The sequence below is a fragment of the Mycobacterium sp. MUNTM1 genome, from assembly GCF_054660795.1.
Map to the genome: position 1 here is coordinate 32308 of NZ_BAAGDE010000026.1, position 16293 is coordinate 48600.

The following is a 16293-nucleotide window of genomic DNA, read 5'->3' on the forward strand; positions in this document are numbered from 1 at the left end:
CACGGCCTGCCAAGGGGACCGACATGACCGTCCCCGAGATGCGCGAATGGCTGCGCAACTGGGTGGGCCGGGCCGTCGGGAAATCGCCCGACGAGATCGACGAGTCGGTGCCGATGGTCGAGCTGGGCCTGGCGTCGCGCGACGCCGTGGCGATGGCCGCCGACATCGAGGACATGACCGGTGTCACCCTGTCGGTCGCGGTGGCCTTCCAGCACCCGACGATCGAATCGCTGGCCACGCGCATCATCGAGGGCGAGCCCGAGGTCCCCGACGACGAGCTCGACGGCGCCGACTGGACCCGCACCGGCCCGGCCGAGCGGGTCGACATCGCGATCGTGGGCCTGTCGACCCGGCTGCCCGGCGACATGAACTCCCCGGACGAGACCTGGGCGGCGCTCATGGAGGGCCGCGACGCCATCACCGATCTGCCCGAGGGGCGCTGGTCGGAGTTCCTCGAGGAGCCGCGCATCGCCGAGCGCGTCGGCACCGCCCGCACCCGCGGCGGCTACCTGAAGGACATCAAGGGCTTCGACTCCGAGTTCTTCGCGGTCGCCAAGACCGAGGCCGACAACATCGACCCGCAGCAGCGAATGGCGCTCGAGCTCACCTGGGAGGCGCTCGAGCACGCCCGGATTCCGGCGTCGAGCCTGCGCGGCGAGTCCGTGGGCGTCTATGTCGGCTTCTCCAACAACGACTACCAATTCCTTGCGGTGTCCGACCCCACCGTCGCGCACCCCTACGCGATCACCGGCACGGCCAGCTCGATCATCGCCAACCGGGTGTCGTACTTCTACGACTTCCGCGGGCCCTCGGTCGCGCTGGACACCGCCTGCTCGAGCTCGCTGGTGGCGACGCACCAGGCCGTGCAGGCCCTGCGCAACGGCGAATGCGACGTGGCGGTGGCCGGCGGCGTCAACGCGCTGCTCACCCCGCTGGTGACGCTGGGCTTCGACGAGATCGGCGCCGTGCTGGCCCCCGACGGCCGGATCAAGTCCTTCTCGTCCGACGCCGACGGCTACACCCGTTCCGAGGGTGGCGGCATGTTCGTGCTCAAGCGGGTCGACGACGCCCGCCGCGACGGCGACCAGATCCTGGCCGTCATCGCCGGCAGCGCGGTCAACCACGACGGCCGGTCCAACGGCCTGATCGCCCCCAACCAGGACGCCCAGGCCGAGGTGCTGCGCCGGGCCTACAAGGACGCGGGCATCGACCCGCGCACCGTGGACTACATCGAGGCGCACGGCACCGGCACCGTCCTGGGTGACCCTATTGAGGCCGAGGCGCTGGGCCGCATCGTCGGCCGGGGCCGCCCCGCCGACCGCCCGGCCCTGCTGGGCGCGGTGAAAACCAATGTGGGACACCTGGAGTCGGCCGCCGGCGCGGCGAGCCTGGCCAAGGTGGTGCTGGCGTTGCAGCACGACAAGCTGCCGCCGTCGATCAACTTCGCCGGCCCCAGTCCCTACATCGACTTCGACGGCATGCGCCTGAAAGTCATTGACAGCGCCAGTGATTGGCCGCGCTACGGCGGTTACGCGCTGGCCGGAGTGTCCAGCTTCGGCTTCGGCGGGGCCAACGCGCACCTGGTGGTGCGTGAGGTGCTGCCGCGCGACGTCATCGAGCGTGAGCCCGAGCCGCAGCCCGTCGCCGCCGCGCCCGCCGCCGAGCAGACCGAGGCGCCCACGCTGGAGAGCCACTCGCTGCGGTTCGACGACTTCGGCAACATCATCCCCGACGCCTCCGAGGCCGAGGAACCGGAGTACGAGCTGCCGGGCGTGACCGACGAGGCGCTGCGCCTCAAAGCGATCGCGCTGGAAGAGCTTGCCGCGCAAGAGGAGTCGGAGCCGTCCAAGCCGCTGATCCCGCTCGCGGTGTCGGGGTTCTTGACGTCGCGCAAGAAGGCGGCGGCCGCCGAGCTCGCGGACTGGATGGAGAGCCCGGAGGGGCAGGCGTCGTCGCTGGAATCGATCGGCCGGGCGCTGTCGCGGCGCAACCACGGCCGCTCGCGTGCGGTGGTGCTGGCCCACGACCACGAGGAGGCCATCAAGGGCCTGCGCGCGGTCGCCGAGGGCAAGCAGAAGCCCAACGTGTTCAGTACCGACGGGCCGGTGACCAGCGGCCCGGTGTGGGCGATGGCCGGTTTCGGTGCGCAACACCGCAAGATGGGCAAGAGCCTGTACCTGCGCAACGAGGTCTTCGCCGAGTGGATCGAGAAGGTCGACGCGCTGATCCAGGACGAGCGCGGCTACTCGGTGCTCGAGATGATCCTCGACGACTCGGTCGACTACGGCATCGAGACTTCCAACGTCGTCATCTTCGCGATCCAGATCGCGCTGGGCGAGCTGCTCAAGCACCACGGGGCCAAACCCGCTGCGGTGGTGGGCCAGTCGCTCGGCGAGCCCGCGTCGGCGTACTTCGCCGGCGGCCTGTCGCTGGCGGACGCGGCCCGCGTGATCGCGTCGCGCTCGCATCTGATGGGCGAGGGCGAGTCGATGCTGTTCGGCGAGTACATCCGTTTCATGGCCCTGGTCGAGTACTCCGCCGACGAGCTCAAGACGGTGTTCGGCGACTTCCCCGGCCTGGAAGTGTGCGTCTACGCCGCGCCCAGCCAGACCGTGATCGGTGGCCCACCCGACCAGATCGACGCGATCGTCGCCCGCGCGGAGGCCGAGGGCCGCTTTGCCCGCAAGCTGCAGACCAAGGGCGCGGGCCACACCTCGCAGATGGATCCGCTGCTCGGCGAGTTCTCCGCCGAGTTGCAGGGGATTCACCCGCTGAGCCCGACGGTCGGGATCTTCTCGACGGTGCACGAGGGCACCTACATCAAGCCCGGCGGCGAGCCGGTGCACGATGTCGACTACTGGGTCAAGGGCATGCGGCACTCGGTGTACTTCACCCACGGTGTGCGCAACGCCGTCGACAGCGGCCACACCACCTTCCTGGAGCTCGCACCCAACCCGGTGGCGCTGATGCAGATCGGCCTGACCACCGCCGCCACGGGTCTGCATGACGCCCAACTGATTCCGACGCTGGCCCGCAAGCAGGACGACGTCGAGTCGATGATCTCGGCGATGGCCCAGCTCTACGTCCACGGCCACGATCTGGACATCCGCACGTTGTTCAGCCGTGCGCAAGGCCCCGAGGACTACGCGAACATCCCGCCGACCCGGTTCAAGCGCAAAGAGCACTGGCTCGACGTGCACTTCTCCGGCGACGGCTCGGTGATCATGCCGGGTACCCACGTCGCGTTGCCGGACGGCCGGCACGTCTGGGAGTACGCGCCCCGCAACGGTGAGACGGACCTGGCCGCGTTGGTGAGATCGGCTGCGGTACAGGTGCTTTCGGACGCCCAGTTGGTGGCGTCCGAGCAGCGCGCGGTGCCCGGCGCGGGCGCCCGGCTGGTGACGACGATGACGCGGCACCCCGGGGGCGCCTCGGTGCAGGTGCACGCCCGCATCGACGAGTCCTTCACCCTGGTCTACGACGCGCTGGTGTCGCGGGCGGGCCAGAGTGTGGCCGCGTTGCCCACCGCGGTGGGCGCCGGGGCGGCCATCGCCGCGCCGGCCACGACCGCCGCGGTCGAGGCGCCCGCCACGCCGGCCGAGGAGTCCGACGCCGAGACGCTGTCGGACAGCCTGACCAACCGCTACCTGCCGTCCAGCGTGGGCCGGTGGACGCCGGATTCCGGCGAGACCATCGGCGAGCGGCTGGGCCTGATCGTCTCGGCGGCCATGGGTTACGAGCCCGAGGACCTGCCGTGGGAGGTGCCGCTGATCGAGCTCGGCCTGGACTCGCTGATGGCGGTGCGGATCAAGAACCGCGTCGAATACGACTTCGACCTGCCGCCCATCCAATTGACGGCCGTGCGCGACGCGAACCTGTACGCCGTCGAGAAGCTGATCGAGTACGCGATCGAGCACCGCGACGAGGTCGAGCAGCTGCACGAGCACCAGAAGACGCTGACGCCCGAGGAGATCGCCAAGGAGCAGGCCCAGCTGCTCAGCGGGGCCACGCCGACGTCGGCCGCCGCGCCCGCAGCGGATCCACAGGCCGAGCCCGAGACGCAGCCGCCCCCGCCGGCGCCGGACGCGACGATCCCGCCGCCACCGACGGATCCGTCCGGCCCGAAGGGTGCGGCGACCAACGGCGCGAAGCCGGACCTCGCGGGGGCGCTCAGCCAGGAGGCGGTGTCCAAGGCGCTGAATTCCGATGTGCCGCCGCGTGATGCGGCCGAGCGGGTCACTTTCGCCACCTGGGCGATCGTCACGGGCAAGTCGCCGGGCGGCATCTTCAACCCGCTGCCCAAGCTCGACGGGGACGCCGCGGCCAAGATGGCGCAGCGGCTCTCCGAGCGCGCCGAGGGTGACATCACCGCCGAGGACGTCCTGACCTCGGACACCATCGAGGCGCTGGCCGAGAAGGTCCGCCGGTACCTGGAGGCCGGGCAGATCGACGGCTTCGTCCGCACCCTGCGGGCGCGCCCCGAGGGCAGCTCGAAACCCCCGGTGTTCGTGTTCCATCCGGCCGGCGGTTCGACCGTGGTCTACGAGCCGCTGCTGAACCGGTTGCCCGCGGACACGCCGATGTACGGCTTCGAGCGCGTGGAGGGCACCGTTCAGGAACGGGCCGCCCAATACGTGCCGAAGCTGTTGGAGATGAACGCGGGCAAGCCGTTCATCCTGGCCGGGTGGTCGCTCGGCGGCGCGCTGGCGTACGCGTGCGCGATCGGCCTGAAGCGCGCGGGTGAAGACGTGCGCTTCGTCGGAATGATCGACACGGTGCGCGCCGGGGAGGAGATCCCCCAGACGCAGGAGGAGACCCGCAAGCGCTGGGACCGCTACGCGAAGTTCGCCGAGCGCACCTTCAACGTGGAGATCCCCGCGATCCCCTATGAGGAGCTCGAAAAGCTCGACGACGAGGGCCAGGTCAAGTTCGTGCTGGACGTCGTCCAGCAGAGTGGGGTGCAGATCCCGGGCGGCATCGTCGAGCACCAGCGGACGTCCTACCTGGACAACCGGGCGCTCGAGACCGTCCAGATCGAGCCGTACGACGGCCACGTGACCCTGTACATGGCCGATCGCTACCACGACGACGTCATCGAGTTCGAGCCGCGCTATGCGGTCCGCCAGCCCGACGGCGGTTGGGGCGAGTACGTGGCCGACCTCGAGGTGGTGCCGATCGGTGGCGAACACATCCAGGCCATCGACGAACCGATCATCGGCAAGGTCGGTGCTCACCTCTCCGACGTGCTGAATAAGGTGGAGGCCGAAACCAGTCAGACGAGTGAGGTGGGCAAGTAGTGACGGAGACCGTGCCAGCTTCGGGGGCAGCTCCCATCCAGCACACCACCGCCGAGAAGCTGGCCGAGCTCTACGCTCGCCTGGAACTGGCCAAGGAGCCCGGCGGTGAGAAGGCGGTCGCCAAGCGCGACAAGAAGGGCATCCCCAGCGCCCGCGCCCGCATCCACGCGCTGGTCGACCCGGGCACCTTCTTCGAGATCGGTGCGCTGGCCAAGACGCCGAACGACCCGAATGCGCTCTACGGCGACGGGTGCGTCACCGGACACGCCATGATCGACGGCCGGCCGGTCGGGGTGTTCTCGCACGACCAGACGGTGTTCCAGGGCACGGTGGGCGAGATGTTCGGCCGCAAGGTGGCCAGGCTGATGGAGTGGTGCGCGATGGTCGGCTGCCCGATCGTCGGCATCCAGGACTCCGGCGGCGCGCGGATTCAGGACGCCGTCACCTCGCTGGCGTGGTACGCCGAGCTCGGCCGCCGCCACGAGGCTTTGAGCGGGCTGGTGCCGCAGATCTCCCTGATCTTCGGCAAATGCGCTGGGGGAGCGGTGTATTCGCCGATCCAGGACGACCTGCTGGTGTCGGTGCGCGACCAGGGCTACTTCTTCGTCACCGGGCCGGACGTGATCCGGGAGGTCACCGGCGAAGACGTCACGCTCGACGAGCTCGGTGGCTCCGACGCGCAGGCCCGCAACGGCAACATCCACCAGGTGGTGAATTCCGAGGCCGAGGCGTTCCAGTACGTGCGGGACTTCCTGTCGTTCCTGCCGTCGAGCGCCGTCAGCGAGCCGCCGATCGTCAACCCCGGTCTGGAGCCGGAGACGACGCCGACCGATCTGGAGCTCGACTCGATCGTGCCGGACTCGGACAACATGGCCTACGACATGCACGAGATCCTGCTGCGGATCTTCGACGACGGCGACTTCCTCGACGTCGCCGCCCAGCACGGGCCGGCCATCATCACCGGGTACGCCCGTGTCGACGGGCATCCGGTCGGCGTGATCGCCAACCAGCCCATGCATCTGTCGGGTTCGATCGACAACGAGGCCTCCGATAAGGCCGCGCGATTCATCCGCTTCTGCGACGCCTTCAACATCCCGCTGGTGTTCGTCGTGGACACTCCCGGCTTCCTGCCGGGCGCCGAGCAGGAGAAGAACGGCATCATCAAGCGCGGCGGCCGGTTCCTGTACTCGGTCGTCGAGGCCGACGTGCCGAAGGTGACCATCACGGTCCGCAAGTCCTACGGCGGCGCCTACGCCGTGATGGGGTCGCGGCAGCTGACCGCCGACTTCAACTTCGCCTGGCCGACCGCGCGCATCGCGGTGATCGGTGCCGAGGGGGCCGCGCAGCTGCTGATGAAGCGGTTCCCCGACCCCACCACGCCCGAGGCACAGCAGATCAAGAAGGACTTCATCGAGGGCTACAACCTCAACATGGCGATCCCGTGGACCGCCGCCGAGCGCGGCTTCATCGACGCGGTCATCGACCCGCACGAGACCAGGCTGCTGCTGCGCAAGTCGCTGAAACTGTTGCGGGAGAAGCAACTCTGGTTCCGCACCGCGCGCAAGCACGGGCTCATCCCGATCTAGTCCGCGATCGCCCGACCGACGTCGTGCTACTTGGTGGCCTCGACGAAATAGCCGCGAGGCACATTCGCCTCGTCCATCGGCGCCGCCGGCGCATACCAGCGACCGTACCGATTGCCCGGTTCCGCGACGTCGGTGACCGTTGCCGACCAGCCAAGGCGTTGCGCCAACCGACCCGGCTCGTCGGTGCCGAAGAGCCACGGGGCGCCGCTGCGCGCCATCGACTCGAGCAGCGGCGCCATGCCCGCCGATTCCAGGAGCGTCTTGCCGACGACGTCGTAGAGCAGGATCGAGCCGGGCGCCGCCAGAGCGTCGACCCGATCGAACAATGCATCCACCGCGGTCGTGTCCAGGTATTGCAAGAGGCCTTCGATCAGCCAGACCGACGGCGCCGATGAATCCAGGCCGGCGGAGCCGATGGCGGCGGGCCAGTCGTCGGTCAGGTCGACGCTCACCGGGACGCGCCGGCACCGAGGCTGCTCACCGGCAAGCAGACTGGCTTTGGCCGACAACACCTTCGGCTGATCCAGTTCGTAAACGACGGTACCGGCGGGCCAGGACAGCCGGTAGGCACGGGCATCCATGCCTGCAGCAAGGATGACGATCTGCCGGGCTTTCCGTGCGGCTCGCAGCAGCGCCTCATCCCAGAGTCGGGTGCGCACAATGATCTGTACGGTGGACCGTTCGCCGGTTGAGGCCAGGGCCGCGGCAAGCAACTCGCGTCCGCGCTCGCCCGCCAGCCGTTCGGCGAAGGGGTCAGCGAAAAGCCGGTCTTCCCGGGCGGTTTCGTGGGCGCGGATCGCCGCGACCAACAGCCCGGTGTCCGCGACTGCCATGAGGTTCCTGTCCATGACGCCATCATCGGCGCCCCGCGGCGGTACGGCTTGGATATTTTGGCCCCGTTCGCGAATCAGTCCGGCATCGCGCCCAGCTGGACGTGGCCGGGCATCGACGATCGTCGCCGCGAGTACTGCGTGGGCGAAAAACCCGTGAACGAGCCGAACTCGCGCACGAAGTGGGGCTGGTCGAAATATCCGAGATCGGCGGCGATGGTCGCACCCCGCGTCGGGGTGTTGAGCGCGCGCAGCGCCGCCTGCAAACGGCGCACCCGAAGATAGGCCTTTGGGGACAGTCCGACTTCGGAACGGAACAGCGCGGTGAACCTTTTGCGCGAAAGTCCGGTCAGCAGCTGGGCTCTCGAGACCCGCATGGATGGGTCGAGATCCGCGGACCGCAATACCGACGCCAGGCGCGGATGCGGACCTACGGCATCCGGGCGCATCCGCCGGACCAGAAACGCCTCCAGCAACGCCAACCGCCGTTGTGCCGAGCCCGCCGCGATGAGTTGCTCGCGTAGCCGCTCTGCGCTCGAACCCCACAGATCCTGCAGTCCGACGAGAGCATCCTCCAGGTCGCCCAGCGGATGCCCGAGGAATGCCAAAGCACCCGCGGGTCGGAAATGGATGGTCATGATGCTGTGGTCGGGCATGATCCGGATGACGTAGGAGGCCACGCCCGCACCGGCGACGAACGCGGACGGGACCGTCAGCGGCGTGTGACCGTCGGAGGCGTAGAAGCCGAGGTCGGTGCGGCCATTGACGTCGATGATCGCGGTGACCGCCCCTCGCGGTAGCGCGCGGCTGGTGTGCGGGCCGGTCGCGCTTGCGCCCGCCCAGTAGCCGAAATACTCGATGTGTTGGGCGAGTTGGGGACTGGGTCGGTATAACCGGTGACTGGCCATTGCACGCCTTGGCTATATCTTCAGCGCGCCGTCGAGCAGTTCGTCGAAGCGCTCCAGCGCCTCGTCGGAGTCGGCGTCGATCCCGCGCAGCGCCCCGCGATCGGCGAGGCAGCGCTGCGCGTAGAGTCCCGCGACAAGCGCCTTGCGCTCACCGCCGCGGGCGGCCCGCTCCCAGGCGGCCTGCTCGATGAGCAACGCACCGGCATAGACGTCACCCATGAATTGGGCCAGCGGGAACAGCCGTGCCTCGGCCGTCTGCCTGTCGAGCTTGGTCCACGCGGTGATCGCCGCGTCGAGGTCCTCGATCCGGCCGGCGACCAGCCGGGTGGCCTCGCCGTCGTCGGCAACCGACACCGCATCGCGCAGCCGCGCCAGCAGCGTCTCGTGCGCGCGGGTCTGCTCGATCCCGCGCCGCACATCCAGACACAGAATGTTGTCCGGCCCTTCCCAGATGGTGTTCACCTGAGCGTCGCGCAGCAGCCGCGCCACCGGCCAGGTCTCGATATAGCCGTTGCCGCCGTGGATTTCGATCGCATCCGAGGCCGCGGTGATCCCCAGCCGGCACACCCGGAGCTTGGTGACCGGCACCGCGATCCGTTGCCGCATGCTGCGGGGCTGACGATGGTTGGTGGCGCCGGTCCCGTCGAACACCAGCGCCTGCGCGGCCTCGACGTCGACGATCAGCTCCGCGAGTTTGCGCCGCATCAGCGGCTTGTCGATGAGCGCGCCGCCGAACGCCCGGCGCTGCCGGGCATAGCACAGCGATTCGACCAGGGCGCGCCGCGCGTTGCCGAGCGCGAACAATGCGATGCCCAGGCGCGCGGCGTTGGTCAGCTCCATCATGCGTCCCAGCCCCTTGCCGTCCGACGGCCCCGCGGCGGCGTCGGTGGGTTCGCCGGACAGCAAAAAGGCTTCGGCATCAACGAATTCGACCTCACCCGAGGCCACCGAGCGGGTGCCCAGCTTGTCCTTCAGCCGCCGGACCCGCACCCCGTTGCGCGAGCCATCGCGGCGGGTGCGCAGCACCAGGAAGTTGGCGACGCCGCGCGAAGAGTCCGGTGCGCCTTCGGGTTTCGCGAGGACGACGAACGCCTCTCCGGCGCAGTTGGACGCGAACCACTTGAAGCCGTTCAACACCCACGCGTCCCCGCGCCGGGTCGCGGTGGTCTCCAGCGCGCCCAGATCCGAGCCGCCGGTGCGTTCGGTCAGCAGCTGCGCCGTCTCGCCGGCCCACTCGCCGGAGGCGAACTTGGCCAGCACGTGTTCGGCCACATCGGGCGGCGCGTAGGCGGCCACCAGCGACTGGACCATGCCGCCGCCGGTGCCCAACGCGCAACCCATCCCGATATCGGCTTGGTTGAGCAGGTAATTCGACGCGAACATGGTGAACGACGAGCTCATCTTCGCCTCGCGGGCCTCGGTTCGCAGGGCCTGCTGGGCGTCCAGGACCGCCCGCTTGGACTGGGTGAAGGAGGTCGGCATGACCACCTCGCTGATGTCGTGGCCCCACCGGTCGTAGCGCCGCAGCCGCGGGGGATTGCGATCCGTCTCCTCGGCCCACTGCGCCACCGGGCCGCCCATCAGTTCACCGATGCGCGTCAGGTGGCGTTCGGCCAGCTTGAGTTCCTCGGGCTCGAGGTAGTAGGCCATGGTGAACTGCAGCGTGGGGTCGGTGAGGTACCAATTGAGCCCCACCGCCCCGCGGTAGTTCTCCGTCGCGTAGCGCTGCGATTTCTCGTCGGTGGAAAACGGCAGCCGGTCCACGGCCTCTACGGCGTAGTCGCTCATGAGTCAGACGCTACGCGCCGAGCCGATCGTCACGCAGTAGCGCGCAGCGGGCGCCGCCGGCGATTGTCGCTTCGGCTGCCGCTCAGACGACCTCGGGTACCCGCAAACCCGCTATCGCTAAGTCGAATTCGCCGACGTCATGCTGGTCGGCGCCGAGGTCGTGAAGCTCCCCGCCCATGAGGGACCCTGCCTGATCGCGGCTTCGCTGCATTGCGCCAAGGCTCTGAAATGTCGATGACGACACGCCGCGATACGACACGCGGTCGATCATCAGGCTGGTGCTGCAGAACCCACTGAACGCCTCCATAGCGTGCAGTCCCGACTCTCGATAGAACTGAATGACTCGATCGAACTGAGCGGGCTGTGCCGTAAACCAGATCGCCCGTACGCAGGCACCCGCATCGGCACGGTGATCACGATGCAAGAACGCTATTTCCCATCGGTCGACGGCCACGCTGCCGCCGAATACTTCGGCGGCCCGGTGTTGCAGCGGCAGTACCTGCTCGCCACTCGCGTGCATCGCTTTGTCGGTCTCCCACGAGCTTGTCGCTATGCATCTGCCTGTCCTGCGGTCGACTAGCAGCGACAGGCCGATACACCCATCCATGTGTTGGAGTGCCGGTACGACCGTGGTGCGAACAAATGCGATGCCTGTATCGATAGCCGACGGTCGCGCCTCGATGGTGGTGGAGCGCGCGTACATAAACTCACACCCCTTTCCTTCCGGGGCAGCACACCGGCAGGCCGCCAGCCTAATCAACACTACGACACATTGCGCATCCGGTCGATGCGCAACAAAAAATGTTGTGTCGCAGTCACTTTAGAGATAACGCAACCGACACCACAGGGCTCATCACTCGAGAAGCGTTCGACCACAACCAGCTCAAGAACAGGCTGCACGTCGCGCCCGACGGAGCCCGACGCTTCAATGGTTCTAAGGTTGTGTCGATGGCCGGTTGTGGCGCTGCACGATCTGTACGGCGATGTCGGCAAGTTTGACGTGGGTTTCTTGGGAGATGCGTCGCAGCAGATCAAAGGCTTGTTCTTCGGCAATGTTATTGAGCGTCATGAGCATGCCGATGGCTTTGCCGATTTCGCGGTTGCTGAGCAGGCCGCGGTGCAGAGTGGCCGCGTCCTCGCCATTGGCGACCGCGTTGGCGGCCACGCCGGCGAACGCGGCCAACAGGACCGCGCGCTCTACGGAGGTGGCGTCAAAGCCGTCGGGTTGATCGGCCATCAAGTTCAGGGCGCCGACCTTGCGGTGGCTGACGAGCAGTCGAAAGCCCATGATGCCGCGCACCGGTGTTTCGGTGATGACGCGGGACGCCAACGTGGGCCACTGGCTGCCCACGGTGAGATCGGGATCGATTTGGGGGGTTTCGGCGGCAATCGCATCCAGGCAGGGGCCCTCATTGAGGGACTGCTCGAGTTTGTCGACCGTGCGGGCGACGGCATCGGTGGCCGCCACCGTCGTAGCGATGTCATTTCCGCGCAGCATCACGCTGGCGTGGTCGCAACCGGGCACCATCAAGGTGGCCGCCACGCAAATCGCGGCGTAGATTTCCTCGGCGGTGGAGCCCTGGTAAACGATGTCGGCAATGGCGCTAAACACCGTCGCCGGCTCGACGCCTTGCGGTGATAGCCCTGGCTGGGCCTGGATTTCGCCGTTGTCAGGCATGTTGGTTAAGCGCTGTGGAGAACGTCAGGTGTGGTCTTTCGAGTGGTTGCGGGGTGGGTTCAGTGTTCGCATCGGCTTGTGGCAGTGCAGCCACATCGACGTTGCTGAGGTTGAGCAGGCCGGCGAGCCGAGCGGGGATCGGTTGGTGGGTGCGCACGATGACGCGTCGGCCGTCGGTGCGCGCGCAGTCGTCGAGGGTGCACAGCTGCCGGTGCGTGATGAATTCCAGGTCCGAAGCGTCGATGGTCACGGGGTCATCGTCGGTCAGCGACCAGATGCGGTGCAGCGTAGCGGTATACAGCGCGTCACTGGCGGCGTCGATGTCGCCACTGAGCGCGAACGAGCCCCCGGGTACGGGGTGAAAGCGCAAACGGGGCGGCTGCGGGCCGGCCTGGGGGTGCAGGCAGATCAGTTCCTCGGCGCCGGCGTCGCCGAGTTGGCCGCGGTCATAGGCGCACAGCGACGAAAACGGCAGCACCGCCATCTGTTGGCTGACGAGGAACTCGAAGCGCGCCAACGCATCTCGCTGACGATGCGCACGCGCGAGCGCGGTGGCATCCACGACCACCCGAAGACCGGAGTAGCCGTCCTCGGTCGCCTTGTCGACAGCAGCGACGCAGGTCGCTACGGCCAGCCCCGGGTCCATCACCTGCGTACCGGGGAGCACACCGTAGAACTGCGCTATCGGCGTCACCCCGATACCGCTGACCCGGATCCGCTCACTCAAGCCAGGCAGGTTGGCCAATTCGGCGTGCAGTTGCTCGCGGCTGCCGTCGGCCACGAATTCGATCCGCTGGTTGTGGCCAAGCCCTTCGAGAATGTACTGCGCGGCCTGGGCCCAAAACTGTTCGCGGTGGCCGAATCCCCAACCCACGTGCGTGAATGGGACCAGGCCAGCGGACGAGGTGAGCGCCGCGGGGGTTTGGCTCATCACACGATCCTGCGTGATGGGCTCGGCGGCGGCGAGGGCATACCGCGGTGTTTGGAGGCCGCGCGCAGGGGCCCCGATGCCGCTGTCGACGTCGACCACGGTGCCTAGCCCGTGCCCTGGGGGCCAGCGGGTTGGGACCACTCGCCGGGCGCGGGGGGCGGTCCTGCGGGGCTGGGTGCCTGGGCGCGGCTGTTGCTCTGCCCCAGATGGGCGGCGGCGAACGCCGCCCCTTGGTCGATCATGCTGCCGTCATCGGCGTAAGCGTTGTGGGCGGCGAAGTTCAGCCCGTCCGAGCACACCGGGTCCTCGGCAACGCACACCTTGACAGTCTTGGCCACGTAGGTCGGGCCGATGACCACCGGTGGTTCACCGAGGAAGTTCATGGCCCGCACGTTGGGCATGCCGAACAGCACGACCGCGGCGACGTGATCGGCCACTTGTGGGGCCAGCGGTTTGGGCACGGTGGCCGGATCCACCCCATCGGGTACTGCCGCAGAGGTAACGAAGCCCATCACCGCGGCGCCCTGGGAGTAGCCGCCGAGCACCATTTTGGTACGTGGACAGTCACGCGCGGTGGAGACCACATGAGCGCCGGCGTCTCGGATCCCGTCCACACCGGTGTCCCACTGGTCGCTGGCCGGGTAGTTGACCGGATACACGTCCAACGATGCCGCTCCAACCCGCGAGCGCAGATTGTCGACGAAGGCTTGTCCGGTCGGGCCGACCCCCGGCGGTTCCCCAGTACCGCGGGCGAACACCACCTGCACATCGGGACAGTCCGCGGCGACCGCCGCACTTATCCAGCTGACCGGCAGCGCCCACGCCAGCACCAACCCGACACTGACGAACCCGGCCACTCGATGTGCACGCACGGCGATAGCCCCCTGATTGTTTCGACGCGAAACGGGAAACGGCAGCACACTTTTTGGCCGCTGAACACCGGAACCGCTGCCCGCCACTCACAAGCGCCGCACGGTGCCGCTTACAGCGTAAACGCAGCGGGCTTACGTTGTAAACCGCAGCACAGAAACGGCTATCGGCGAGCCAGCAACAGTTCGAGGCGGTCTAGGAGCGCTTCGAGATCTTCTTCGAACTCCGCGGTGCTGTGGTCTTGCGACAGCATCGGTTGGAGCCGCTGCAGATGCGGATAGCCCGCCAACCTCTGCGTCGAGGCCGCCGATTCTTCGAGGAGGGCTTGATCGGGGTGCAGCTCGGCGCCTTGGGCATGTACTTCCAGCAGCAGTTGACCCAACAAGAACGTGGTGTAGGTGCGGTAGGCGGCCACCGCTGCGGTGTCGCTGAAACCGTAGGCGAGCAACGTGTCGAGGAAGCTCTCCATCCAGCGCAGACTGCGCAGCGGCGGACGCACCCAGGGCGCCTCGGGCGCCTGCGTGGCCAACAACGGGAACACTTCGGGGTGATCGAGGGCCACCTGGCGCACCCCCTGGGCCAGACGCAGCAGATAGTCTTGCCAGCCGTCCTCCTGGCGCCGTGCCGCCAACTGATCGGCGTGCAGCCGGTCAACAATGTGATCGACGATCCCGGTCAACAAATCACCACGACTGTGCACATGGCGATACAGCGACATCGCCTCTACCCCACAGGCCGCCCCCAAGCGGCGCATCGTCAGCTGCGGTAGACCGTCACGGTCAATCAGCGCGATCGCGGTATCCAGGATCGCGTCCCGAGTCAGCCGCGCCCCCCGCTGCCCGTCGCCGCCCACATCTGAGCGCGCCGGTCCGACGTCGAGTGGATCGCCCATAGCGCGGCCGTGTCCTTCGGCATTCACCGGCGTCGTCTCCTACCCTCGGCTGCTGGTATCCGGTGCCTCCACGCTAAGCGATTCAGCCGCCCACGGTGGCGGCATGGAAGAAAAGTCGCCGACAAGCAACAACAGTCGCGCCTCGGCGGCAGTGGCGGCTCAATTGATCAAACGTCACGACCGGTCCCATCGCGGCCGCCCAGTCTGTGCCGTACATCGGCTGGCCGTCAAATATGCTGGGCCGCAAGCGAATTGGGCGAAAAGTACACCGCCATGGGCCCGGCGAGCGGTCTATTTCGACACATTAGTAACGGTTTTACTCGCACTGCCGAAGCGCAAACGGCGTGCGTCCATCAGGTCGGCTCGGGTCGACTGCTGCGCGCTCGCATCGCCCGTCACACCGCGGTCAGGAAAACCAGGCGGAAATTGCCGATCTGGAGCACGTCGCCGTTCGTCAGCACCGCGGAGTCGATGGCGCCGCGGTTGAGATAGGTACCGTTGAGGCTGCCGAGATCGATCACGCGGAATTCGCCGCCCTCGCTACGGAATTCGGCATGCCTGCGGCTGACCGTGATGTCATCGAGAAAGATGTCGCTGGCGGGGTGGCGCCCGGCGTTCATCACCGGTTCGTTCAACACGAATTTCGCTCCGACGTTGGGACCCCGCTTCACCACGAGCATGGCCGAGCCGCGGGCCAGCGTCGCCGCGGCTTCGGCGACGGCCGACGATGTGTCTATCTCGTCGCGGATGTCGGCACGCAGCACCGAACCGATGTCGCCGGTGGGTTCGTCCGGCGCGATCGGTTGCTGGCTTGCCTCCCCGGATGACGCCGTCACCGCTCCCTTTCACCGAGGTCTCGTCGATACCTCCATCGCAGCAGTTGACGTGAGCGACAAGATAGGGACCGAAGTCCCTGTTTCTCGCGGTCGTTGCCAGAGGCGGTGTGCGGGCGGCTACGACCCGACCGGCACCACGAACTCCGACGTGTAGAACTCCGCCGGGTTCTGCGAGTTTGCATTCGCCCGCTCGATAATCACCCACACACCGGTGGTACCCGGCCGAATGGTGTCGGCAACCGTGGCCGTACCGTTTCCCGCGCCGTCGAGATCCATGCCGGTAAAGGCGGTCCCCGGGTCGCCCGGCCCGCAGGTGGACGACGACGGTCGGGGTTCTTCGATAAGGCCGACGTCGAAATGCATGCCGGGCTCGGGCCCATCGACGAGATGGACCTCGGCGACGGCCCGAGACCCGCTGGCCCGGACGATGGCCGAACCGGTGCCGAGCATCGGGCTGGGCACCTTGGGGGCGGTGCTGACCTTGCTGAAGTCGCATCTCCGCAGGTAGTTGTCGAAAACGACCGTCGTGCCGCCGCCCTCGGCGGCCGCCCGCCCGATGGCCAGACTCGCGGTGGGCGCGATCAAGAGCGTGGCCGCGGCCACGCGGGTTCCCAGGCGTGTCAGCGCGTGCATCGGGGCTATCCTTTTCTGTCATGTGAAATGGATCACAGCGGAAA

Annotated in this window: 12 protein-coding genes; 2 read left to right on the top strand and 10 right to left on the bottom strand. The window is 67.8% G+C overall.

Annotated elements, in window-relative coordinates:
- The first annotated feature begins 23 nt into the window (after window positions 1–23).
- Window positions 24–5297 (top strand): polyketide synthase Pks13, encoded by a 5274-nt coding sequence (pks13, locus tag ACYQ8K_RS16210; protein ID WP_459970528.1) that lies wholly within the window; start codon window positions 24–26, stop codon window positions 5295–5297.
- Between the two features lie 11 nt (window positions 5298–5308).
- Window positions 5309–6883 carry an acyl-CoA carboxylase subunit beta gene (locus ACYQ8K_RS16215; protein ID WP_459970530.1) on the top strand — a complete coding sequence of 525 codons (1575 nt, stop codon included), beginning with the start codon at window positions 5309–5311 and terminating at the stop codon, window positions 6881–6883.
- A gap of 26 nt (window positions 6884–6909) precedes the next feature.
- On the opposite strand, the gene ACYQ8K_RS16220 is transcribed toward ACYQ8K_RS16215, so the two are convergent.
- The 10 genes from ACYQ8K_RS16220 to ACYQ8K_RS16265 form a co-directional block, all read right to left on the bottom strand.
- The gene (locus ACYQ8K_RS16220) at window positions 6910–7731 is read right to left on the bottom strand and encodes an SAM-dependent methyltransferase (protein ID WP_459970470.1); all 822 of its coding nucleotides are present in this window, start codon (window positions 7729–7731) and stop codon (window positions 6910–6912) included.
- 59 nt (window positions 7732–7790) lie between these two features.
- Window positions 7791–8621, bottom strand: a complete 831-nt coding sequence (locus ACYQ8K_RS16225) for a helix-turn-helix domain-containing protein (RefSeq protein ID WP_459970471.1) — start codon at window positions 8619–8621, stop codon at window positions 7791–7793.
- Between the two features lie 12 nt (window positions 8622–8633).
- Window positions 8634–10409 (bottom strand): acyl-CoA dehydrogenase family protein, encoded by a 1776-nt coding sequence (locus tag ACYQ8K_RS16230; protein WP_459970473.1) that lies wholly within the window; start codon window positions 10407–10409, stop codon window positions 8634–8636.
- Between the two features lie 82 nt (window positions 10410–10491).
- Window positions 10492–11112 carry a hypothetical protein gene (locus ACYQ8K_RS16235; protein WP_459970475.1) on the bottom strand — a complete coding sequence of 207 codons (621 nt, stop codon included), beginning with the start codon at window positions 11110–11112 and terminating at the stop codon, window positions 10492–10494.
- Between the two features lie 231 nt (window positions 11113–11343).
- Window positions 11344–12087, bottom strand: coding sequence for a GAF and ANTAR domain-containing protein (locus tag ACYQ8K_RS16240; protein ID WP_459970477.1), 744 nt, complete (start codon window positions 12085–12087; stop codon window positions 11344–11346).
- On the bottom strand, window positions 12080–13018 hold the full coding sequence (locus ACYQ8K_RS16245; RefSeq protein WP_459970479.1) for an MEDS domain-containing protein: 939 nt from the start codon (window positions 13016–13018) through the stop codon (window positions 12080–12082). The genes ACYQ8K_RS16240 and ACYQ8K_RS16245 overlap by 8 nt, the downstream gene beginning before the upstream one ends.
- Before the next feature lie 104 nt (window positions 13019–13122).
- The gene (locus ACYQ8K_RS16250) at window positions 13123–13845 is read right to left on the bottom strand and encodes a cutinase family protein (protein ID WP_459970532.1); all 723 of its coding nucleotides are present in this window, start codon (window positions 13843–13845) and stop codon (window positions 13123–13125) included.
- Between the two features lie 206 nt (window positions 13846–14051).
- Window positions 14052–14780, bottom strand: a complete 729-nt coding sequence (locus tag ACYQ8K_RS16255) for a TetR/AcrR family transcriptional regulator (protein WP_459970480.1) — start codon at window positions 14778–14780, stop codon at window positions 14052–14054.
- 395 nt (window positions 14781–15175) lie between these two features.
- Entirely contained in the window at window positions 15176–15616 is a 441-nt protein-coding gene (locus tag ACYQ8K_RS16260; RefSeq protein ID WP_459970482.1) for an FHA domain-containing protein, read from the bottom strand.
- Window positions 15617–15733: 117 nt separating this feature from the next.
- Window positions 15734–16249, bottom strand: coding sequence for a hypothetical protein (locus ACYQ8K_RS16265; protein ID WP_459970484.1), 516 nt, complete (start codon window positions 16247–16249; stop codon window positions 15734–15736).
- Between the last annotated feature and the right edge of the window lie 44 nt (window positions 16250–16293).

Coding starts and splice junctions, on each gene's coding strand:
- pks13 (WP_459970528.1), top strand. CDS start 24: ATGACCGTCCCCGAGATGCGCGAATGGCTGCGCAACTGGGTGGGCCGG.
- ACYQ8K_RS16220 (WP_459970470.1), bottom strand. CDS start 7,731: ATGGACAGGAACCTCATGGCAGTCGCGGACACCGGGCTGTTGGTCGCG.
- ACYQ8K_RS16225 (WP_459970471.1), bottom strand. CDS start 8,621: ATGGCCAGTCACCGGTTATACCGACCCAGTCCCCAACTCGCCCAACAC.
- ACYQ8K_RS16230 (WP_459970473.1), bottom strand. CDS start 10,409: ATGAGCGACTACGCCGTAGAGGCCGTGGACCGGCTGCCGTTTTCCACC.
- ACYQ8K_RS16235 (WP_459970475.1), bottom strand. CDS start 11,112: ATGTACGCGCGCTCCACCACCATCGAGGCGCGACCGTCGGCTATCGAT.
- ACYQ8K_RS16240 (WP_459970477.1), bottom strand. CDS start 12,087: ATGCCTGACAACGGCGAAATCCAGGCCCAGCCAGGGCTATCACCGCAA.
- ACYQ8K_RS16245 (WP_459970479.1), bottom strand. CDS start 13,018: ATGAGCCAAACCCCCGCGGCGCTCACCTCGTCCGCTGGCCTGGTCCCA.
- ACYQ8K_RS16255 (WP_459970480.1), bottom strand. CDS start 14,780: ATGGGCGATCCACTCGACGTCGGACCGGCGCGCTCAGATGTGGGCGGC.
- ACYQ8K_RS16265 (WP_459970484.1), bottom strand. CDS start 16,249: ATGCACGCGCTGACACGCCTGGGAACCCGCGTGGCCGCGGCCACGCTC.